Below are 20,549 nucleotides of genomic sequence, written 5' to 3' on the forward strand. Positions count from 1 at the left end.
GACTTGTCGTCCGCGCGGAAGCCGGTGTCGATGTCCTGGTCCCCCAGGCGCCAGGTCACCACCAGCAGCCCCGCACCGGGAACGACCTTGTTCGCCAGCTTGTGGTCCACGCGCGCGTCCAGCACGGACTCCGCGGGAATCCACATCGGACTCGCGCCGGTCCGCTCCAGCAGCAGGCCCGAGTCGCGCAGCCTCGCCACCGCGTTCGCGCGGTGCCCGATGTCGCCGACCACGATCCGGTCCTGCCAGTCACCGGCCTTCGTGCTGCCCACGTAGAAGCCGGTCTGATCGGCCAGCAGCGCGGGCCGCTCGGCCACGTCCTCCGGGGCCACCGGGAACGCGGTGAACTCCGCGTCCTGGCGCCGCTTGCGGTTCAGCCAGCCGCGGCGCATCCCGAAGTACACCAGCACCAGCAGCGCCAGCAGCACCAGCACCCACAGCGTCCGCTCCATCAGCGCCGCACCTCGCCCTCGTGCGCGGTGATCCGGCTGCGCAGCAGCGTCGCGCGCACCCGGCCCGGCAGCTCCATGCCCTCGAACGGCGTGTTCGCCGCGATGCTGGCCAGCTCCGCGCCGCGCACCGTCCAGCGCGCGTCCGGGTCGACCAGCGCCAGGTTCGCCGGCTCGCCCACCGCGATCGGACGGCCCTGGTCGGCCAGCCCGGCGATCTGCGCGGGCCGCTCGCTGAGCACCCGCGCCACGCCGCGCCAGTCCAGCAGGCCCGGCTCGACCATCGTGCGCGCCACCACGCCCAGCGCCGTCTGCAGGCCGAGCATGCCCGGCTTGGCGGCCGACCACTCGCAGTCCTTGTCCTGCGCGGCGTGCGGGGCGTGGTCGGTGGCCACGCAGTCGACGGTGCCGTCGGCCAGCGCCTGCCGCAGCGCCCGCACGTCCTCGTCGGTGCGCAGCGGCGGGTTCACCTTGTTCACCGGGTCGTAGGTCGACAGCAGCTCGTCGGTGAGCAGCAGGTGGTGCGGCGTGACCTCCGCCGACACCGTGCCGCCCGCATCGCCGCGCGACTTCCACCAGCGCAGGATCTCCGCGGTGCCCGCGGTGGACACGTGGCAGACGTGCAGCGTGCCGCCGGTGTGCCCGGCCAGCAGGCAGTCCCGCGCCACGATCGACTCCTCCGCGGGAGCGGGCCAGCCCGCCAGTCCCAGCCGGGCCGCGTTCGCGCCCTCGTGGGCCTGCGCGCCGACCGTGAGCCGCGGCTCCTCGGCGTGCTGGGCCACCACCACGCCCAGCGCCTTCGCGTACTCCAGCGCGCGGCGCATCACCAGCGGGTCGTGCACGCACTTGCCGTCGTCGGAGAACATCCGCACCCCGGCCGCCGAGCGCGCCATCGTGCCCAGCTCCGCGAGCTGCTCACCGCCCAGGCCGACCGTCACCGCACCCACCGGGTGCACGTCGACCAGGCCGATCTCCAGGCCGCGGCGCCACACGTGCTCCACGATCACCGCGTTGTCGGCCACCGGGTCGGTGTTGGCCATCGCGAACACCGCCGTGTAGCCGCCCAGCGCGGCCGCGACCGAGCCGGTCTCGACCGTCTCGGTGTCCTCGCGGCCCGGCTCGCGCAGGTGGGTGTGCAGGTCCACGAAACCGGGCAGCAGCACACCACCCCCGCCGCGCACGACCTCATCGGCCTCGACGTCCAGGTCCGCGCCGATCTCGGCGATCAGCTCGCCGTCGACCAGCACGTCCACCGCGTCGCCGTCGCCGTAGGGACGGACTTCCTTGATCAGCACCCGGCTCACGCCGCGATCTCCTCTCCGGCCAGCAGGTGGTAGAGCACCGCCATGCGCACGTGGACCCCGTTGCGGACCTGCTCGGTGATCGCAGCGCGCGGCGAGTCCGCCACCGCCGGGGCGATCTCCATGCCGCGCAGCATCGGACCGGGGTGCAGCACCACGGCGTGCTCCGGCAGCTTCGCCAGCCGCTTCTCGTTGAGGCCGTAGGCGATCGAGTACTCGCGGGCCGACGGGAAGAACCCGCCGTGCATCCGCTCGGCCTGCACCCGCAGCAGCATCACCGCGTCCACGCCCGGCAGCACCGGGTCCAGTTCGTGCACGACCTCCGCGCCCCAGTGCTCGATGCCGTGCGGCACCAGCGTCGGCGGCGCCACCAGCACCACCTCGACGCCGAGGGTGCGCAGCAGGTGCACGTTCGACCGCGCGACCCGGCTGTGCAGCAGGTCCCCCACGATCGCGACCTTGCGCCCGGCCAGCTCCCCGAGGCGCTCCCGCAGCGTCGCCGCGTCCAGCAGCGCCTGCGTCGGGTGCTCGTGCATCCCGTCCCCGGCGTTCACGACCTGCGTCCCGGCCTCGTCCAGCCAGCCCGCGAGCCGGTGCGCCGCGCCCGAGGCGGGGTGCCGCACGATCACGCAGTCCGCGCCCGCCGCCGAGAGGGTCAGCGCCGTGTCCCGCAGCGACTCACCCTTGCCGACCGAGGACGCCGAGGCCGACACGTTGATCACGTCGGCGCTCATCCACTTGCCGGCGACCTCGAACGACACCCGGGTCCGGGTGGAGTTCTCGTAGAACATGGTCATCACGGTGCGCCCGCGCAACGTGGGCAGCTTGCGCACCTCGCGGCCCAGCAGCGTCTGCTTCAGCGTGCCCGCGGTGTCCAGCACCGCGGTCGCCGTCGCCGCGTCCAGGCCTTCGGTGGACAGCAGGTGCCGCATCACCGCACCTCCTCGCTGCGCCGGATGAACACCGAGTCCGCGTCGTCGACCTCCGCGAGCCGCACCGCGACCTCCTCGCTGCGCGAGGTCGGCACGTTCTTGCCGACGTAGTCGGCGCGGATCGGCAGCTCCCGGTGCCCGCGGTCCACCAGCACCGCCAGCTGCACCGCGCTCGGTCTGCCCTGGTCCCGCAACGAGTCGAGGGCGGCGCGCACCGTGCGGCCGGAGAACAGCACGTCGTCGACCAGCACCACCAGCGCGCCGTCGATCCCGGCGGGCGGCAGGCTGCTCGGCTCCAGCGGCCGGTTCGGTTGTGTCCGCAGGTCATCTCGGTAGAGCGTGATGTCGAGGGTGCCGGTGGGCACCTCCACCCCGCTGAACTCCGCGATCCGGGCGGCGAGGCGGCGGGCCAGCGGCACGCCCCTGGTCGGGACTCCCAGCAGCACCACGCGCGGGGCCTCCGGGCCCTCCGCAGCGGTGTCCAACGCGGTCTTCTCGATGATCTGATGAGCGATGCGGGCGATCGTGCGCGCAACGTCACCGGCCGAGAGCAGCTCCCGCTGCCCGGCCGGGTCCGTCGCGCCCGCCTGCCGGCGTGACGCCACGGTCGAGCCTCCTTCCCCGCCTCACTGGACGGGTCCTTAAAGGATGGTTGATTCCCCAGTGGACGGGATGCGCGTGCACCCGCCCGCCGGAACGAACTTCGGATCGCCACCAGGTGACCACCGGGTTCGCCTTGTACGCTATCAGCGTCCGCAGGTCAATCGTCCGGGTGGTGTGTGAGTACTCGCCCTGGCGGCATAGGAAGACCAACTTGACCTAGTGACACTTGCGAGCGAACATTACTCTCCGTATCAATCTGAGCTTTCCTCCCCGGCATCCGGTCTAGGCTGACGGGGCGAATGAAACGGAGAAACGCCACATGGGCGACTACGCCAAGGCGCTGGGCGGCAAGCTCCGCGCTATCCGCCAGCAGCAGGGTCTCTCGCTGCACGGCGTCGAGCAGAAGTCAGGCGGGCGGTGGAAGGCCGTGGTCGTCGGGTCCTATGAACGTGGCGACCGAGCGGTCACCGTCCAGAAGCTCGCCGAACTGGCCGACTTCTACGGTGTTCCGGTCGCGGAGCTACTCCCGGAGGGGCGGGTTCCCTCCGGCGCCGAACCGGCCACCAAGGTCGTGATCAACCTGGAGCGGTTGCAGCAGTTGCCTGCCGAGAAGGTCGGGCCTCTCGCCCGGTACGCGGCGACCATCCAGAGCCAGCGCGGCGACTACAACGGCAAGGTGCTGTCCATCCGGACCGAGGACCTGCGATCCCTCGCCATCATCTACGACATGACCCCCGGCGAGCTGACCGAACAGCTCATCGACTGGGGCGTCCTGCCGCCCGAGGCACGACCCGCTCGGGAGGAGTGAACTCGCGAACGCGGCTGCTGCGGCCCCGCCCCGGAACCCGGGGACGGGGCCGCAGCCGTCCTGCGCTCGACCCGGGAAACCGATTTCCGGGTGCGGATACGACGAACGCGGGGACGCATCGGCGCCCCCGCGGGTCGATCGATCAGTTCTGCGCGTCGGACTCGGCGCGCTCCCGCGCCGCGGCCTCGGCGGCCTCCAGGTTCCGGATCGACGTCCGCAGCCGGTCGCTGATCCCGGCGATCCGGCCCAGCACGCCGTTGACGAACCGCGGCGAGTCGTCCGTGGACAGCGCCTTCACCAGCTCCACGGCCTCGTCGATGGCGACCGCGGGCGGCACGTCCTCGCTCCACAGCAGCTCGTAGAGGCCCAGCCGCAGCACGGCCCGGTCCACCGCGGGCATCCGGCTCAACGTCCAGCCCTCGGCGTGCTCGACGAGCACGTCGTCGATGCGCTGCCGGTTGCCCGCGACGCCCTCGATGAGCGTCACCGAGTAGTCCGCGACGGGCGCGGCCTCGGGCGCGGCGAGCCGCTCGGACAGCAACGTCACCGCGTCGAGACCGCGCAGGTCGGCCTCGTACAGGACGTCCACCGCGCGTTTGCGGGCCTTGCTCCGTGAGCCCAACTCACAACTCTCTTTCCGGTGTCCCCCGCCCGGCGCGAACCGCGGCCCTGCCGGACGCGCCGACGGGGCCGCGGGCGCGGCGGGAACGAATCACTTGGTGTTGACGCGACCCAGGTAGCGGCCGTCGCGCGGGTCGACCTTGACCTTGTCGCCGGTGTTCAGGAACAGCGGGACCTGGACCTCCGCGCCGGTCTCCAGCGTCGCCGGCTTGGTGCCGCCGGTGGACCGGTCGCCCTGCACACCGGGGTCGGTGTGCGAGACGGACAGCTCCACCGAGGCGGGCAGCTCCACGTACAGCGGCTCGTCGTCGTGGCGGGCGATGACCACGTTGCTGTTCTCCAGCATGTAGTTCGCCGCGTCGCCGACGACCGGGCGCGACACGGTCACCTGGTCGTAGGTGTCCTGGTCCATGAAGACGAAATCGGTGCCGTCGTCGTAGAGGTAGGTCATCTCGCGGCGGTCCACGTTCGCCGTCTCGACCTTGACCCCCGCGTTGAAGGTCTTGTCGACGACCTTCCCGGAGAGCACGTTCTTCAGCGTGGTGCGCACGAAGGCGCCGCCCTTGCCCGGCTTGACGTGCTGGAAGTTCACGACCGACCACAACTGGTTGTCGATCTTGAGCACGAGTCCGTTCTTGAGGTCGTTCGTGGATGCCACGTGTCCGGTCTCTCCATGTGATGCGGGCTGCGGTTGACAACTGAGGCGGCGTGCGGCGCCGCCGTAACGTCATCGGCCGCACGCGCACCGCGCTCAGACGGCGACGAGCTCCTTGGTCGTCAAGGTGAGGAGTTCCGGCGTGCTCGCGCGCACGGCCAGGGTGTCCTCGATGCGGACCCCGCCACGCTCCGGCACGTACACGCCGGGTTCGACGGTGACCACCATCCCCTCTCGAATCGTACCGTCCCCCCGCTGCGACAACGCCGGTGCCTCATGGATTTCGAGGCCGACGCCGTGGCCGAGGCCGTGCGGGAACCGCTCGCCGTACCCCGCGTCCTCGATCACCTTCCGGGCCGCGCCGTCCACTTCGCGCACGTCCGCGCCGGGGCGCACCGCCTCCCGCCCGGCCGCCTGCGCGGTGCGCACCAGCTCGTAGATCTCGCGCTGCCAATCGGCGGGGGAACCGAGCACCACGGTGCGGGTCATGTCCGAGTGATAGCCGTCCACCAGCGCACCGAAGTCCATCTTCACGAAGTCGCCCGCGGCCAGCACCGCGCCGGTGGGCCGGTGGTGCGGGATCGCCGAGTGCGCGCCCGCGGCCACGATCGTCTCGAAGGACGGGCCTGCGGCGCCGTGCTCGCGCATCCGGGCCTCCAGCTCGCGGGCCACCTCCAGTTCGGTGCGGCCGGGGCGCAGGCCACCGTGCTCGATGAGGTCGGCCAGCGCCCGGTCGGCGGCCGCGCAGGCCATCCGCAGCGCGTCCACCTCGGCGGCGTCCTTGATCAGGCGGAGGTCCTCCACCAGGCCGGGCGCGCGGACGAGCTCGATCCCGGGGGCCGCGGCGGCGAGCACGTCGAGGCCGTCCACGGTGACGTGGCCGCTCTCGAAGCCGGTGCGCCGGTAGCGGGCCGGATCCTGGGCGAGGTGCTCGGCCAGCACGAGTTCGCTGGGCCGCTCGATGAGCCGTTCCAGGTCCGGGACCTGCTCGGCGGACTGGGTGCGGTAGCGGCCGTCGGTGCTGAACGCGGTGCCCCGCTCGGCGCCGGGCTCGTCGGCGGCGTGCACCACCAGCGCGGCCTGCGAACCGGTGAAGCCGGTCAGGTAGCGGATGTTGAGCAGATCGGTGACCAGGACCGCGTCCAGGTCCGCTCGGCGGAGCAGGTCGCGCAGGGCTTGGCGGCGTCGGGCGTGCGTCTCGGGCATGCGCACCAGCCTAACCAGACATCTCGCCAGGCCACGCCCGTAACGGGAAGGCGCCAGGCGGCCCTCCGGAGCCACCCGGGCCGACGGGCCGCCACCCCGGGGTCAGCGGAGGTCGCCTGCGCGAGGCAGGGCGTCCCAGGCCTGCTGGTCCAGGTCGGTCACCGGCGAGTCGTTCGCGGCCGCGCTGTCCGCCAAGATCGTCCAGGCGCGGTCGTGGTCGTCGAGCACGACCAGCTCCCCCGCCGGGGACCGCAGCACCGGCGCCCCGGCGCGGACGGTCCCCGCCACCGGCACGTCCTCCAGCGCGGGCACCCGCTCGTCGAGGACGCGGCGCACCATCGTCGCCGCCACCGAACGGCGCTCCACCCGCACCTTCCGCCCGCCGCGCACCACGTCCACCGTGCGCTCCGGCGACGGCACCCCGAACGCCTCCAGCACGTCGCGGGCACCCGCCGGGTCGGCGCAGCCGCGCACGCCGACCACGTCCAGCCCGAAGGAGCGCAGCGCCGTCGGCGCCGGATCGGGTTCGGTGGCGCGCAGCAGGTCCACCGGGACCGTGCCGCACGGGTCCGCGGTGGAGGTGGGCGCGTGCCCGTCATCGCCGCGCACCAGACCCGGCCCTTCCCGCCACGGTCCCGGCACCAGCAGCGGTGCGTACGGATGGCGGGTGAAGTCGCGGTCCCAGGAGGTGATCGTGGTGCCCTGCTCGGTCTGGTGCGCGATCAGGAACGCCTGCAGCGCGTCGCTCCACGTCCAGTCCGCGCTGAACGCGTCCACCACGGACCGCCGCCGGGCCGCGTCGGTGGTGCCGGCCGGGGTGAAACCGGTGTCGTCGAGCGACTGCACCCGGTCGGTGAACTCCGGGTCCCTGGCACGCAGCACGAACTGCCCGGCGCCGTTCCACCCGGCTCCGGAGGCGGTGGTGTCGGTGAACATCAGGTAGAACCAGCCGTCCAGGAACAGCGCCGAGGGCTGCCCGGCGCCGTAGTCGTTGGCCCGGTGCACCTCCCCCGACGGCCGCACGATCGACCTGCCGCCCGCCTCCCGCCGCCACGCGCGCCCGTCGGTGCTGCTCGCGACGCCGATGGCGTTGCCGTGCGCGTGCTCGGCGGCGGCGCCCGTGTAGTACAGGTAGTACCGGCCGCCGGTGCGCAGCACGGACGGGTCGCAGGTGTGCTTGCCGTCGAACGCGCCCGGTTCGGCGGTGAACACCGGAACCGCGGGAGCCCCGTCGGCGGTGAATTCCCGGTCCAGCGCACCGGATTCGGCGAACAGCACGTCGTCGCCGGGCGGTCCGATCCCCGGCAGCTGGCTGCACCACCAGGCCCGGTGGTGCATGCCTTCGCCGTCCGGTTCGGCGAGCACCGTCGGCGCGTAGTTGTACGGCGCCGGATCACCGCCGGAGGCCACCACGCCGTCGCTGGACCGCTCGTGCGCGGTGCGCAGGGTGCTGCTGCTCAGGCTGCGCTCGACGGGCCGGTCGAACCGGGTCGGCGGGGACGGCTGCGCGTCCGGCAGGGCGCACGCCGTGAGCAGTGCGAGCGCCGCGCCGAGCGGGACCAGCGCGCGCACCCGCCCGGACGGGCGGGATCGTTCGACCATGAGCGGAAAGAGCCTTCCCCCGTGCGATCTCCCGCCCCCGCGCGGGATTCCCGGACGACCCCGGGCCACCCCAGTTTAAGAGACGGTCTTGGCCCCCGAGCCGGATCCGCCCGACTTCCCGAACCCTGGAACCGCGCCTCGTCACGTCAGCGGCGAAGCCGCTGAACAGAGACCACCCGAGCAACTCGCACCGCAGCGGGTACTCAGCGCTTTCCTCGCGAGGACAGCGATTTCGCCCGTGGCGGAGCCACCGGTGAAATCGATCCCGCAACGAGGGAACCGCTGACCGCCCGTCTCTGAACCCGCCCGGCGGGTCTCGTCGGTTTCCCGTCAGCGGCGCAGCCGCTGAACAGCCGACCACCCGAGCAACCGGCACCGCCGCGGGTTCTCAGCGCTTTCCTCGCGAGGACAGCGTTTTCTCCTGTGGCGGAGCCACCGGTGAAAACGATCCCGCAGCGAGGAAAGCGCTGAGGTTCCGCCACCGGCTCCCCGAGCAACAGGAGTGGAAGGAGAAGCCTCAGGCGTAGCCGGAGGCAACCCGGAGCAGGGGGGAGCGTCCGGTTGTCGGCACTGTCCACACGTCGTGCCCGCGCAGCCCCCACTGCCGCAGCAACCGGTTCGCCGCGAGCATCCCGCTGGTCGCGGCCCGTTCCATCAGCGCCACCGGCAGGTCGACGCGCACGTGGTCACCGGCCAGCACCAGTCCGGGTTCCGGGGTGGTGATCGCGGGGCGCTGCGCGAATCCGCCGGGCGGGAACAGCGGGCAGTCCGCGCGGAGCTCGTGGCGTTCGTCGACGATGCCGGCCGCGGCGGTCTCCGGGTAGACCCGGTGCAGTTCGTCGAGTACCCGGGGCCGCATCCCGTCGACGGTCGCGTCGGGCGGCAGCGCGTAGCAGTGCACTTCGACGACGGAGCCGCCGTGCGCGCGCGTCCACCGGGCGGCGTCCCGTTCGTAGCGCTCCAGCACGCTGATGTTGTCGACCGGTCCGAAGCCGCTGGTGCCGAGGAACGCGTGCCGGTCGGCGCGTACCGGCCGGTCCAGCCAGAACCGGGAGATGAGGAACGGCGGTGCGCTGCGCAGCTCTCCGATCCGGTCCCGCCACCCGCGGTGCGCGAGTTCGGGGGAGGCGTCGAGGATGCGCTGCGCCCCGCCGAGTTCGGTGGCGAGCACCACGGCGTCGGCGGGCACGGGTTCGCCGTCGACGGGGTGCGCGGTCAGTTCGCGCGGGCCGCGGTGCGAGATCTCCGCGACTTCGGTGCCGAGCCGGAACCGCACGCCGCGTTCTTCGAGGTGGGCGCGCAGCGGTTCCCAGAGGGCGGTGGGGAAGGAGTCGGCGGCCACGTCGAACAGCAGTCCTTCGCTGGAGCCGAGGAAGTACAGGTGGAACATCAGCGCGAGTTCGGCTGCGGAGAGTTCGGTGGGCGGGGCGAAGAAGCTGCGGGAGAACACCTCGAACGCCAGGTGCCGCGCGGCGGGCGGGAATCCGATGTGGCGCAGGTAGTCGGCGGCGTTGGTGCCGTCCAGCCGGGCGTAGACGCCGGGCACTCGCACGTCGGCGAGGGTTGCTGCGGCGCGCAGGTTCATGGCGGGCACGTCGCGCCAGTGGAAGGTGGGGCTGCGGGCGACGAAGCCGAGCGCGTTCCACGGTGGTGTCCGGGGCAGTCCGGCGAAGGTGTCGGTGCTGCCGTCCGAGCTCAGCAGGGGGTATTCGGGGATCGGCACGAGCCCGCGGAGGTCGGGGTCGGCGCGGCGCAGCAGGCGGCGCAGGTTGTAGTACTGGCGGAAGAAGGCGTGGAAGCCGCGGTTCATGGCGACCGCGGACCCGTCGGTGAGGGTGGTGTCCCAGCCGCCGACGCGGCCGCCGAGGTGCTGTTCGCGTTCCAGCAGCTGCACGTGGATACCGCGGTCGGCGAGGCAAGCGGCGGCGGCGAGTCCGGCGATGCCGCCGCCGATGACGGCGGCGCGGGGCGCGGGGCCGCGGAGCCGTTCGGCGCCGGGGTGCGCGGGGTGGCGGACGGCGCGCGGGTCACGCAACGGGTCTCCTCCCGAGGAAGGTGTGGGTGAGGGTGCGCTGCCACCCGGCGGTGTGTTCGACGTGCACGCCGGTGAAGCCGGTGCGGCGCATTCGGGCGGCGAGTTCTGGCGGGGAGTCGAAGTCGAGGGCGCTGCGCCACAGGTAGCGGTAGAGCGCGGTGTCGCCGGTGACCCACCGTCCGGCGGGGATGATCACGGTCCAGCACACGGCGTGCCACAGCAGCCGGTCGGCGCGGCGGTGGGGCAGCGAGTAGTCGTGCACGGCCAGGGGTGCTCCGGGGCGGAGCAGGTCGTGCAGCAGGTGGAGTCCGGCGTCCGGGTCAGGGAGGTTGCGCAGCAGGTAGGCGGCGAGGATGCCGTCGAAGGGGCCGTGCACGCCGGCGGCGGTGAGGTGGCGGGCGTCGGCGTGGACGAAGCGGACGGTGGTGGGCCAGGTCTTCTCGCGGGCGCGGGCGAGCATGCGGGCGGAGCCGTCGACGGCGGTGATGGTGGCGGCGGGCAGGGCTTGGTGCAGGGCGCGGGTGGAGGCGCCGGTGCCGCAGCCGAGGTCGAGCAGGTGCAGGCCGCGCCCGTCGCCGGGGAGGTGGAGGTGCCGGGCGGCGCGGTGCAGGTCGCGGTGGTAGCCGGGGTTGGCGGCGACGAGCGCGTCGTAGTCGCGGCCGCCGTGGTCGAAGAGGCTGGTGACCTGGGGTGTCATCGGCGGCGCCGGAGGGCTCGGGTGGTGAGGGCGCCGAGCAGCCGGGGTGCGGCGACGCCGAGTCGCCGGTGGGTGGGCACGGCGAGGCGGTGGGCGAAGACCTGGTATCCGGATTCGACGATGAGGTCGAGGATTTCGCCGTAGAGCAGGTGCGCGGTGCGCACGCAGGGGCGGGCGGCGGGGTGCAGGAGGGCGATGCCGGGTTCGGCGTCGCGGTAGAGGGCGCGGGTGCGGGCGACCTGGTCGCTGAGGGCGCGGCGGACGGGTGGGTCGGGTCGTCCGGTGCGGCGGCACCAGTGCAGCCGGTCGGTGTCGACGCCGAAGGCGGCGAGTTCGTCGGCGGGGAGGTAGACGCGGCCGCGGTCGAGGTCTTCGCCGACGTCGCGGAGGAAGTTGGTGAGCTGGAAGGCGAATCCGAGGGCGGCGGCGTGGGGTGCGGCGTGTTCGCGGGGTCCGGTGGTGCCGAGGACGGGGAGGACTTGGAGGCCGATGACGCCTGCGGAGCCGTGGACGTAGTCGTCGAGCGCGGCGCGGGTGGGGTATTCGGCGATGCGCAGGTCCATGCGCATGGAGCGCATGAAGTCGGTGAACAGGCCGGTGGGGAGCCGGTAGCGGTGCGCGGTGTCGGCGACGGCGGCGAGTGCGGGGTGCTCGGTGTCGCCGTGGTGCAGGGCGCGGTGGAGGGCGGCGTCGAGGCGGTGGAGTTCGCGTTCGCGGGTGTCGGTGGGGGTGGTGGTGTCGTCGACGATGTCGTCGGCCCAGCGGGCGAAGCCGTAGAGGGCGTGCACGGCGGGCCGGTCGGCGGCGGGGAGGAGCCGGGTGGCGAGGAAGTAGGTGCGGCCGTGGTGGGCGTTGAGGGCGCGGCAGCGGTGGTAGGCGGTGCGGAGGGCGGGGTCGTGGATGCCTGCGGCGTCGAGTTCGCGCCGCGCCGTGGGTGAGGTTTCTCGGGCGGGGCGCCGGTGTTCCCGGTTCGGCACGTCCACGGTGGAGATCGAAGCACACGGGGTGCGGGCGGCGCTCGTCAGCGCCGCCCGCACGTGGGCCGGGCCACCCCGGTGGGTGTCATTCGCCGGGCATGAGGACCTTGTCGACGACGAAGACGGTGGCGTTGGCGGTGGGGACGTTGCCGCACAGCACGGAGGCGCCGTTGATCTTGAGGTTGTCGCCGCTTCCTTCGACGGTGAGTTCGTCGCCTTGGGCGGTGGGGAGCTTGCCGGCTTGGGCGATGCCGTCGGCGTCCATGCGCTGGGGGACGACGTGGTAGGTGAGCAGGTCGGTGAGCTGCTGCTTCTGGGCGGGGTCGGTGAGCATGGCGTTGAGGGTGTCGGCGGGGATGGCGTCGAAGGCGGGGTCGGCGGGGGCGAAGACGGTGTAGTTCGCGTCGCCCTTGTTGAGGGTGTCGCCGAGTCCGGCGGCCTGGACGGCGGCGGTGAGCTTGGTGAGCAGGGGGTTGTTGCTCGCGGCGGTGCCGACCGGGTCGTCGATCATGCCCTGGACGGAGCCGGGGTCGTTGGGGTCGGTGGGGACCTGGGAGCAGCCGGGGCCGAAGACGTCGTCGGCGGTGGTGACGCCGTCGGCGGCGGGGGCCGGCGCGGGTGCGGGTGCGGGCGGCTGGGCGGCGGGGGCGTCGTCCTGCTGGCCTTGTCCGCAGGCGGTGAGGGCGAGGGCGAGGGCGGCGGTGGTGCCGGTGATCGCAGCGGCGTGGCGGCGGATCGTCATGGGGGAGTGTTCCTCTCGGGTTTCGCCCGGGGCGCTTTCGGTTGTTGTCGTGGTGTGTTCGGTGCGGAGGTGGTTCTGGACGGGTCGGATCGGTGGTTTTTTTCCGGAATGTGCGGCTGGGGTCAGCGGGCGGTGCAGAAGACGGAGTGCCAGCCGGTGGCGCCGTCGGGGAGGACGGGTGCGCGGCGGGGGGTTTGGGTGGTGCCGTTGTGGTCGGTGGCGCGGCATTCGATGGTGTGGCCGCCGGGTGGGAGGTCGAGTTCGCAGCGCCACATGCGCCAGGTGTTGGGGTTGACCTCTGTGGACAGTCGGGCGGTGTGCCAGGGTCCGCCGTCGGCGCGGACTTCGACGCGTTCGATGCCGATGGGTTGGGCCCATGCGGTGCCGGCGATGGTGGTGCGTCCGGCGGGGATGCGGCCGAAGCCGCCGGGGGTGTCGATGCGGGATTGGATCTTGATGGGGGCGAGGCGTCCCCAGCCGCGCCGGATCCAGTAGGCCTGTTGGTCGAAGGTGGTGAGTTCGAGGTCGGTGAGCCATTTGGTGGCGGAGACGTAGCCGTAGAGGCCGGGGGTGACCATGCGGACGGGGAATCCGTGGGCGGCGGGGAGGGGTTCGCCGTTCATGCCGTAGGCGAGCAGGGCGCCGCGGTCGGGTTCGAGGAGCACGTCGACGGGGGTTCCGGCGGTGAAGCCGTCGGTGCTGGTGCTGAAGACCTGCTCGGCGCCGGGTCGGATTCCGGCGGCGAGGAGGACGTCGCGGATGGGGACGCCGGTGAATTCGGCGGTGGAGGTGTAGGGGCCGCCGATTTCGTTGGAGACGCAGGTCATGGTGATGGTGCGGGTGGTCTGGGGGAAGCGGCGCAGTGCGGTGAAGTCGAGGTCGAGTTCGCGGTCGACCATGCCGTGGACGCGCAGTCGCCAGTCGGTGAGGTCGATGCGGGGGATGCTCAGCGCGGTGTCGACTCGGTAGAAGTCGTCGTTGGGGGTGATGAAGGTGGGGGTGCCTGCGTCGGCGAAGTCGGTGCCGGGGGTGGGTGTGCTGGCGGGTGGGAGGGTGCGGGCGATGGTGCGGCGGGCGGTTTCGGTGTCGCGGCCGCCGGAGAGGAGTGCGCCGGTGGTGGCGGTGAGTCCTGCGGTGGCGGTGATGGCGGCGGAGGTGGCGAGGAAGCGGCGCCGGTCGGGGTGGGTGGTGCCGGGCAGGAGTGCGGGGTCGAGTGGTTCTTCGAGGGTGTCGTGCGGGTCGTGGGTGGGTGGCGGTGGTGGGGTCGTGGTGGTGGGTGCGGTGCGGTGCAGGGCGCGGAAGGCGGCGATGCCGGCGAGGGTGGCGGTGAGTGGGGCGAGGATTCCTGCGGTGCCGGTGTCGGGGCGGGTGAGCACGGCGGCGGTGCCGAGGAGTCCGGCGGCGGTGATGAGGGCGGTGCCGGGGAGGGGGGTGCGGCGGGAGAGGAGTCCTGCGGTGGCGGCGAGGGCGGTGAGCACGAGGGCCATGCCGGTGAGCAGGGCGAGTTTGTCGGCTTGGCCGAAGGTGGTGATGGCGAAGTGCTTGACGGGTTCGGGGGTGCGGTCGATGGCGGCGTTGCCGACGGCGAGGAAGGGGGAGGCGCGGGGTTCGATGAGGGCGGCGACGAGGTGTCCGGTGCCGAGGGCGGTGGCGGTGGCGGCGAGGCCGCACCAGGTGGCGGCGGCCGGGGTGATCCGGTGTGGGTGGGCGGGGTGCACGTGACCGGTTCGTAGCGGCGGGGTGGGGGGATTGGTGCTGGTTCAGGGGAGTTGGGCTTCGCGGACGGCTTCGTCGAGGCTGTCGAGGAGGACGACGCCGAGGGTGTTGGCGATGGTGCCGGTGCTGAGTTCGGTGCGCAGCCGGGTGGTGAGGTGGCGGATGCGGCGGGGGTCGGGGTGGGTGGTGCGGGTGGCGTCGAAGAGTTGTCGGGCGGTGCGGTGGACGAGTTCGTCTTCGCCGTAGCGGGCGTGGACGGTGGGGAGGGCGAGCAGGCAGACGCGGGCGACGCGGGCGATGCCGTGGAGGGAGTCGCGGGGGACGGTGGCGGGGCGCGGGTGGATGACGTGGGGTGCGGGTGGTGGTGCGGTGAGCACGGTGGTGCCGGTGCGTTGCCAGGTGTGCAGGTCGCCGTCGTGTTCGCTGACGCAGATGAGTCCGGTGCCGGTGAGGCCGGCGCGGAGGGGGAGTCCGTCGGCGTGTTCGTGGCCGGTGGCGACGAGTTGGTGGTGGCGCAGGGCGTCGATGGCGGCGGCGAGTTCGTGGTGCTCGGGTGGTGGGGTGAGGGTGTGGGCGTGCGGGCTGTGCAGGAAGGCGGCGACCTCGGGGCGGAAGTGGTCTTCGGCGTAGAGGTAGCGCAGGAATTCGCGTGCGACCGCGTCGGTTCTGGGCAAGGTCGTCCCCCGGTTCCGCGGGCCGGTGGGAGGTGCGGCGCGCGTGCGGTGCGGGTGGCCGGTGGCCGTGTCCGCTGGTGTCCCCGGTTCGGCGGCGGGTGGTGCCCCCTGCACCCTGCGGCCGGGTGTTCCCGGCCGGGGCCGCCGTGGGTGAGGCTACGGGTCGCCGCGCGCAGATCGCAGGGTCTTTCGTCACTCACATGGCGCGTGTGATCGGTGGAAACACCTGTGTGGGCGGCATTATCGTCACGGGGTTCGTGGTGGTGCGGGGTGTGTGTCGGGGTGCTGGGGTAGGTTTTCGCCCGGACAGTTCAGTCGGGCCGGAAGGATCACCGTGGCTCCCAGCATCGCTACCAATGATCGGGTCGAGCTCCCGGAGCTGCTCGAGTTCCTGCGTCCGCGGCATCGTGCGCTGCTGGTGACGGAGCGGGCGTCGGGTCGTCCGCAGATCTCGCCGGTGACGTGCGGGGTGGACGGGCAGGGGCGGATCGTGGTGTCGACGTATCCGGAGCGGGCGAAGGCGGTGAACGTCCGCCGGTCGGGGCGGGTGTCGGTGTGCGTGCTCTCGGACGAGTTCAACGGCCCGTGGGTGCAGGTGGACGGGTCGGCGGAGGTGGTGGATCCGCCGGAGAGCGTGGAGCCGCTGGTGGAGTACTTCCGGTGCATTTCGGGGGAGCATCCGGATTGGGACGAGTACCGGGAGGCGATGCGCGAGCAGGGCAAGTCGCTGATCCGGGTGTCGATCGAGTCGTGGGGTCCGATCGCCACGGGTGGTTTCCCGGCGCGGCTGGTGGAGTGAGCCGCTGCTGGTGTGAGTGACGCCCAGGGCTTGCTGGGGGTCCAAGCCCTGGGCGTCCTTCGCCGCACGAGGGGGAGGTGCGGCGGCGATCACCAGCGTAACTCACCGGAGCCGATTAGTCACCCTCCGTGCCGATGTTTTCGGTTGCCTCCGCCTTCGGGTGGCGGTCAGGAGGTTCCGGCGCCGGTTTCGAGGGCGGGCCTGATCTCGAAGGTCAGCTGGTCGCCGGAGGTGTCGACTTCGACGCGCTGGCCTTCGCCGAGCCTGCCTTCCAGCAGCAGTTCGGACAGGGAGTCGTCGACTTCGCGCTGGATGGTGCGCCGCAGCGGGCGGGCGCCGTAGTCGGGCTGGTGGCCGTGTTCGGTGATCCAGTCGACGGCGGCGTTGCTGAAGTCCACTTCGATGTCCTGGGTGCCGAGGCGTTCGCGGGTGTCGCCGAGCAGCAGTTCGGTGATGCGGTGCAGCTGGTCGGTTTCGAGCCTGCGGAACACGACGACTTCGTCGATGCGGTTGAGGAATTCGGGGCGGAACGCGTCGCGGAGGCGGGCCATGAGCCGGTCGCGGGCGGGTTCGTCGGCTTGTTCCTGGTCGCGGCTGGAGAAGCCGAGGACTCCGGAGCGCTGCGAGATGATGTCGGACCCGAGGTTGCTGGTCATGATCAGCACGGTGTTGCTGAAGTCGACGGTGCGGCCCTGCCCGTCGGTGAGCCGCCCGTCGTCGAGGACTTGCAGCAGGGTGTTGAACACGTCGGGGTGGGCCTTCTCGATCTCGTCGAGCAGGATCACCGAGTAGGGGCGGCGCCGCACCGCTTCGGTGAGCTGGCCGGCTTCGCCGTAGCCGACGTAGCCGGGTGGGGAGCCGACCATGCGGCTGGCGGTGTGGGCTTCTTGGAATTCGCTCATGTCCAGGCGCACCATGCGGTCCTGGTCGCCGAAGAGGGATTCGGCCAGGGCACGGGCGAGTTCGGTCTTGCCGACGCCGGTGGGGCCGAGGAACAGGAAGGTGCCGACGGGCCGGTTCGGGTCGCCCATGCCGGTGCGGGAGCGGCGGACGGCGCGGGCGATGGCGTGCACGGCTTCGTCCTGGCCGACGACGCGCTTGTGCAGCTGGTCTTCGAGGTTGAGCAGCCGGGTCTTCTCCTGCTCGGTGAGCTGGGTGGCGGGGATGCCGGTGGCGCGGGAGACGACGTCGGCGATCTCCTCGCGGCCGACGACGGGGATGTCGCCTTCGCCTTGGCGTTGGGAGCGGATGCGGTCGCGGACCGAGCCGAGTTCGTCGCGCAGGTTCGCGGCGCGCTCGTAGTCCTCCTCGGCGATGGCCTGGGCTTTGTCGCGGGCCAGTTCGTCGTAGTGCTGTTCGAGTTCGCGCAGGTCGGTGTCGGGGGTGCCGGTGCGCAGCCGTTTGCGGGCGCCTGCCTGGTCGATGAGGTCGATGGCCTTGTCGGGCAGGAACCGGTCGGTGATGTAGCGGTCCGCGAGTTCGGCGGCGGCGCGGATGGCGTCGTCGTGGAACCGGACCTGGTGGTGGGCTTCGTAGCGGTCGCGGAGGCCGCAGAGGATCCGCTGGGTGTCGGCGACGCTGGGTTCGTCGACGGTGATGGGCTGGAAGCGGCGTTCCAGCGCGGCGTCCTTCTCGATGTTGGTGCGGTATTCGTCGAGGGTGGTGGCGCCGACGACGTGCAGTTCGCCGCGGGCGAGCTTGGGTTTGAGCATGTTGCCGGCGTCGACGGCGCCGTCGGATCCGCCCGCGCCGACGACGGTGTGCAGCTCGTCGATGAAGATGATCAGCTGGTCGCGGTGCCTGCTGATCTCGTCGAGGAGCTTGTTCATGCGCTCTTCGAAGTCGCCGCGGTAGCGGGTGCCCGCGACGACGCCCGCGAGGTCGAGCTGGACGACGCGCTTGTCCTTGAGCACGTCGGGGACCTGGCCGTCGACGACGCGCTGGGCGAGTCCTTCGACGACGGAGGTCTTGCCGACGCCTGCTTCACCGATGAGCACCGGGTTGTTCTTGGTGCGGCGGGAGAGCACTTCGATGGTCTGCTCGATCTCGTCGTCGCGGCCGATGACGGGGTCGAGGCCGCCGTCGCGGGCCTTGGCGGTGAGGTCTTGGCCGAACTGTTCGAGGGTGGGGGTGCTGCTGCTGGTCTCTGCGGTGTCGGGCCTGGGCTGGGCGGTGTCGGTGGGGCCGGTCTGCAGCGATTCGAGGGTGACGTGGGCTGCGGCGAGCAGTCTCCCGGCTTGGGAGTCGGGGTTGGCGGCCAGGGCCAGCAGCAGGTGGTCGGGGCCGATGTAGGAGGCGCCGACGGCGCGGGCGATCTGGTGCGATTCGAGCAGGGTGCGCTTGGCGGCGGGGGTGAGCGCCGGGGGTTGTTCGACGGCGTCGCCGCCGGGCAGCTGCTGTTCGATGCGTTGCGCCAGCGAGTCGGGGTCGGCGCCCGCGCGCTCCAGCATGGCCCGGGTGGTCTCGGAGCGGGTCGCGGCCCACAGCAGGTGGTGGGTGTCGAGGTCGCGGCCGCCGTGTTCGACGGCGAGGCGGGCTGCGGCGGCCACGAGGTCTTGGGCGTGCCTGCTCATCAGGCGGGTGAGGTCGACTCGTTGCGGCTGGTTCGGGCCGTCACCACCGGAGAGGTAGCGGGCCAGGAAGTCGTCGAACGGGCTCGAACCGAACCCTCCGGTGCCGAAGAAGCCGGTCATGGTCACCTCTCTCGTGCCGTGAAACTCCTCGTTGTCTTCCCGCGGGTCTGCTCGGCTCAAACACGCCCGTCCCGCGGCGGGATTCCGCCGGGTGCGCCATCCCACAGGCGTCCGGTGGGGGTCATAGCGGGTGCGGGTCGGTGTGCAGGTCGGCGAGGAGGTCGCCGTGGCGTTCGACCCGGTCGAGGACGTCGTCGGCGGTGAAGCGCAGCTGTTCGGGTTCGCGGCAGGCGTGCACCTCGTCCCAGGTGAGGGGGGTGGAGGCGGTGGGCCGGTCGCGGGCGCGCAGCGAGTAGGGGGCGACGGTGGTCTTGGCGGGGTTGTTCTGGCTCCAGTCGAGGAAGACCTTGCCGGTGCGGGCGGCGCGGTCCATCTTCGCCAGCAGCGCGTCGGGATGTTCGGCGGCGAGTTGCCGGGCGAGCCGCTTGGCGTAGGCGGAGGTGCGGTCGGAGCGGTCGGTGCGCACCGGGCAGTACAGCTGCATCCCCTTGGCGCCGCTGGTCTTCGGGTAGGTGCGCAGCCCGTCGGCGCGCAGCCGCTCGTGCAGGAGTTCGGCGGCGCGGCAGCACTCGACGATGGTGGCGGGCGGTCCGGGGTCGAGGTCGAACACGAGCAGGTCGGGGGTGTGGCGGGTGTCGTGCTCGCCGACGGTCCACTGCGGCACGTGCAGTTCGAGTGCGGCGAGGTTCGCGGTCCACACCAGGGTGGGCAGGGAGTCGATGAGCACGTGGTGGTTGACGGCGCGGCCGGTGCCGTCGGCGCCGCTCACGAGGCGGGCGGTGGGCACCCAGTCGGGGGCGTGGCGGGAGACGTTCTTCTCGTAGAACGAGCCGGCGTCGACGCCGTCGGGGTAGCGGATGAGGGTGGTGGCGCGGTCGCGCAGGTGCGGCAGCAGCACGGGGGAGATGCGCCGGTAGTAGTCGATGACGTCGCCCTTGCGGAACCCGCAGGCCGGGTAGAGGACCTTGTCCAGGTTGGACAGGGTGAGTTCGCGGTCCTGGACCCGCACGGTCACTCGTCCCACGGTGGCGGTCCCGGTCAGGACGCGGCGCGCGAGCCGTGGGTGGCGTCGCGGACGGCGTCTTCGAGTGCGGCGCGGTTCATCTTGGAGCGGCCGCGGATGCCGAGTTCCTTGGCGCGCTTGTCGAGGTCGCCCTTGGTGAGGTCGCCCAGCTCGTCTGCGCGCGCGCCGCCGCGTCCGCGGGTGCCGCGGGCTTGTTCGACGCTGCGGCGCAGCGCGTCGGTGAGGTCGATGACGCCGCTGTCGGTGGCGGGCTCGGCCTCGGCGGCGGGTTCGACGCCGCGGGCCTTGTCGGCGAGCAGGCGTTCGACGCGGTCGGTGTAGGTGTCCTCGTAGTCCTCGGGGTGCCATGCGCCGGTCATGGACTCGATGACGGTCTCGGCCATCTCGATCTCCTTGTCGGAGGGCGCGGTGCCCGCGGTGTCGTCGATGATCTCGCCGGGGTCGCGGATCTCGTCGGCGAAGAACAGCGTGTTGAGGGCGAGTGCGGTGTCGTCGGCGCGCACGGCGGTGAGGTACTCCTTGCCGCGCAGCACGAAGGTGGCGATGCCGACCTGGTTGGTCTGCTCCATGGCGCGGCGCAGCAGGTCGTAGGGCCGGTGGTTCTCCTTGGCGTTGGGGGCCAGCCAGTAGGTGCGCTGGAAGTACACCGGGTCGATCTCGTCGAGGTCGACGAAGGAGGTGATGTCGATGGTGCGGGAGCGGCCGGGGGCGATCTCGTCGAGCTCGTCCTGGTCGACGGTGATCAGGGCGCCGTCGACTTCGCGGCCCTTCACGATCTCGCCGTAGTCGACCTCGTCGCCGGTGCGTTCGTTGACGCGCTTATAGCGGACGCGGTCGGTGGTGCCGCGTTGGTACTGGTGGAAGGAGGGGCTGTGGTCCTCGGTGGCGGCGTAGAGGCCGACCGGGATGGTCACCAGGCCGAAGTTGATCGAACCGGTCCAGATCTTGCGCGCCATGACGTGCCTCCCTCGCTGCCGGGCGACCCGGCCCGCCACGTCTCCCACGATGCGCCGCG

Annotated in this window: 19 protein-coding genes; 2 read left to right on the plus strand and 17 right to left on the minus strand. The window is 72.1% G+C overall.

All coding sequences use genetic code 11. The annotated features are described in order from the left end of the window. From ABZ805_RS22385 to pyrR, 4 genes are all read right to left on the minus strand, one after another. On the minus strand, nucleotides 1-452 hold a 452-nt coding region (locus ABZ805_RS22385; RefSeq protein WP_358443521.1), incomplete at its 3' end, for a transporter. After that, nucleotides 452-1,753, minus strand: coding sequence for a dihydroorotase (locus tag ABZ805_RS22390; RefSeq protein ID WP_358443524.1), 1,302 nt, complete (start codon nucleotides 1,751-1,753; stop codon nucleotides 452-454). The genes ABZ805_RS22385 and ABZ805_RS22390, both read right to left, overlap by 1 nt. Next, a complete protein-coding gene (locus ABZ805_RS22395; protein WP_358443526.1) occupies nucleotides 1,750-2,682 on the minus strand; it encodes an aspartate carbamoyltransferase catalytic subunit in 933 nt (310 codons plus the stop codon). Before ABZ805_RS22395 ends, ABZ805_RS22390 begins: the two co-directional genes overlap by 4 nt. Beyond that, nucleotides 2,682-3,287: a bifunctional pyr operon transcriptional regulator/uracil phosphoribosyltransferase PyrR gene (gene pyrR, locus ABZ805_RS22400; RefSeq protein ID WP_358443529.1), complete on the minus strand. Its 606-nt coding sequence runs from the start codon at nucleotides 3,285-3,287 to the stop codon at nucleotides 2,682-2,684. Before pyrR ends, ABZ805_RS22395 begins: the two co-directional genes overlap by 1 nt. A 317-nt stretch (nucleotides 3,288-3,604) precedes the next feature. Between pyrR and ABZ805_RS22405 the strand changes: the two genes are divergently transcribed. Then, nucleotides 3,605-4,093, plus strand: coding sequence for a transcriptional regulator (locus tag ABZ805_RS22405; RefSeq protein WP_009943043.1), 489 nt, complete (start codon nucleotides 3,605-3,607; stop codon nucleotides 4,091-4,093). A gap of 142 nt (nucleotides 4,094-4,235) precedes the next feature. Here the strand turns inward: ABZ805_RS22405 and nusB are convergent, their stop codons facing one another. The 10 genes from nusB to ABZ805_RS22455 all read right to left on the minus strand — a co-directional run bounded on the left by nusB (nucleotide 4,236) and on the right by ABZ805_RS22455 (nucleotide 15,018). Next, nucleotides 4,236-4,715: a transcription antitermination factor NusB gene (nusB, locus tag ABZ805_RS22410; RefSeq protein WP_358443533.1), complete on the minus strand. Its 480-nt coding sequence runs from the start codon at nucleotides 4,713-4,715 to the stop codon at nucleotides 4,236-4,238. A gap of 90 nt (nucleotides 4,716-4,805) precedes the next feature. Next, nucleotides 4,806-5,372 carry an elongation factor P gene (efp, locus tag ABZ805_RS22415; protein ID WP_358443536.1) on the minus strand — a complete coding sequence of 189 codons (567 nt, stop codon included), beginning with the start codon at nucleotides 5,370-5,372 and terminating at the stop codon, nucleotides 4,806-4,808. A gap of 93 nt (nucleotides 5,373-5,465) precedes the next feature. Next, nucleotides 5,466-6,575 (minus strand): aminopeptidase P family protein, encoded by a 1,110-nt coding sequence (locus tag ABZ805_RS22420; RefSeq protein ID WP_358443539.1) that lies wholly within the window; start codon nucleotides 6,573-6,575, stop codon nucleotides 5,466-5,468. A gap of 102 nt (nucleotides 6,576-6,677) precedes the next feature. Next, a complete protein-coding gene (locus ABZ805_RS22425) occupies nucleotides 6,678-8,177 on the minus strand; it encodes a beta-xylosidase (protein ID WP_358443542.1) in 1,500 nt (499 codons plus the stop codon). 517 nt (nucleotides 8,178-8,694) lie between these two features. Next, nucleotides 8,695-10,212: an FAD-dependent oxidoreductase gene (locus tag ABZ805_RS22430; RefSeq protein ID WP_358443545.1), complete on the minus strand. Its 1,518-nt coding sequence runs from the start codon at nucleotides 10,210-10,212 to the stop codon at nucleotides 8,695-8,697. Then, entirely contained in the window at nucleotides 10,205-10,909 is a 705-nt protein-coding gene (locus ABZ805_RS22435) for a class I SAM-dependent methyltransferase (RefSeq protein WP_358443548.1), read from the minus strand. Before ABZ805_RS22435 ends, ABZ805_RS22430 begins: the two co-directional genes overlap by 8 nt. Continuing rightward, on the minus strand, nucleotides 10,906-11,886 hold the full coding sequence (locus ABZ805_RS22440) for a phytoene/squalene synthase family protein (protein WP_358443606.1): 981 nt from the start codon (nucleotides 11,884-11,886) through the stop codon (nucleotides 10,906-10,908). Before ABZ805_RS22440 ends, ABZ805_RS22435 begins: the two co-directional genes overlap by 4 nt. 85 nt (nucleotides 11,887-11,971) lie before the next feature. Continuing rightward, on the minus strand, nucleotides 11,972-12,628 hold the full coding sequence (locus ABZ805_RS22445) for a fasciclin domain-containing protein (RefSeq protein ID WP_358443550.1): 657 nt from the start codon (nucleotides 12,626-12,628) through the stop codon (nucleotides 11,972-11,974). Nucleotides 12,629-12,750: 122 nt separating this feature from the next. Further along, nucleotides 12,751-14,346 carry a molybdopterin-dependent oxidoreductase gene (locus ABZ805_RS22450; RefSeq protein WP_358443553.1) on the minus strand — a complete coding sequence of 532 codons (1,596 nt, stop codon included), beginning with the start codon at nucleotides 14,344-14,346 and terminating at the stop codon, nucleotides 12,751-12,753. A 42-nt stretch (nucleotides 14,347-14,388) separates the two neighbouring features. Continuing rightward, nucleotides 14,389-15,018 carry a hypothetical protein gene (locus tag ABZ805_RS22455; RefSeq protein WP_358443556.1) on the minus strand — a complete coding sequence of 210 codons (630 nt, stop codon included), beginning with the start codon at nucleotides 15,016-15,018 and terminating at the stop codon, nucleotides 14,389-14,391. Nucleotides 15,019-15,352: 334 nt separating this feature from the next. Here ABZ805_RS22455 and ABZ805_RS22460 point away from each other — a divergent pair, with 334 nt between their 5' ends. Beyond that, nucleotides 15,353-15,817: a PPOX class F420-dependent oxidoreductase gene (locus tag ABZ805_RS22460; protein ID WP_358443558.1), complete on the plus strand. Its 465-nt coding sequence runs from the start codon at nucleotides 15,353-15,355 to the stop codon at nucleotides 15,815-15,817. A 167-nt stretch (nucleotides 15,818-15,984) separates the two neighbouring features. Here the strand turns inward: ABZ805_RS22460 and ABZ805_RS22465 are convergent, their stop codons facing one another. The 3 genes from ABZ805_RS22465 to ABZ805_RS22475 all read right to left on the minus strand — a co-directional run bounded on the left by ABZ805_RS22465 (nucleotide 15,985) and on the right by ABZ805_RS22475 (nucleotide 20,490). Further along, nucleotides 15,985-18,510 carry an ATP-dependent Clp protease ATP-binding subunit gene (locus tag ABZ805_RS22465; protein ID WP_358443561.1) on the minus strand — a complete coding sequence of 842 codons (2,526 nt, stop codon included), beginning with the start codon at nucleotides 18,508-18,510 and terminating at the stop codon, nucleotides 15,985-15,987. 121 nt (nucleotides 18,511-18,631) lie between these two features. Then, nucleotides 18,632-19,534, minus strand: coding sequence for a non-homologous end-joining DNA ligase (gene ligD, locus ABZ805_RS22470; protein ID WP_358443563.1), 903 nt, complete (start codon nucleotides 19,532-19,534; stop codon nucleotides 18,632-18,634). A 14-nt stretch (nucleotides 19,535-19,548) separates the two neighbouring features. Then, nucleotides 19,549-20,490 carry a Ku protein gene (locus ABZ805_RS22475; protein WP_358443566.1) on the minus strand — a complete coding sequence of 314 codons (942 nt, stop codon included), beginning with the start codon at nucleotides 20,488-20,490 and terminating at the stop codon, nucleotides 19,549-19,551. Between the last annotated feature and the right edge of the window lie 59 nt (nucleotides 20,491-20,549).

This window comes from Saccharopolyspora sp. NPDC047091 (assembly GCF_040643635.1).
Lineage (GTDB): Bacteria > Actinomycetota > Actinomycetes > Mycobacteriales > Pseudonocardiaceae > Saccharopolyspora_C.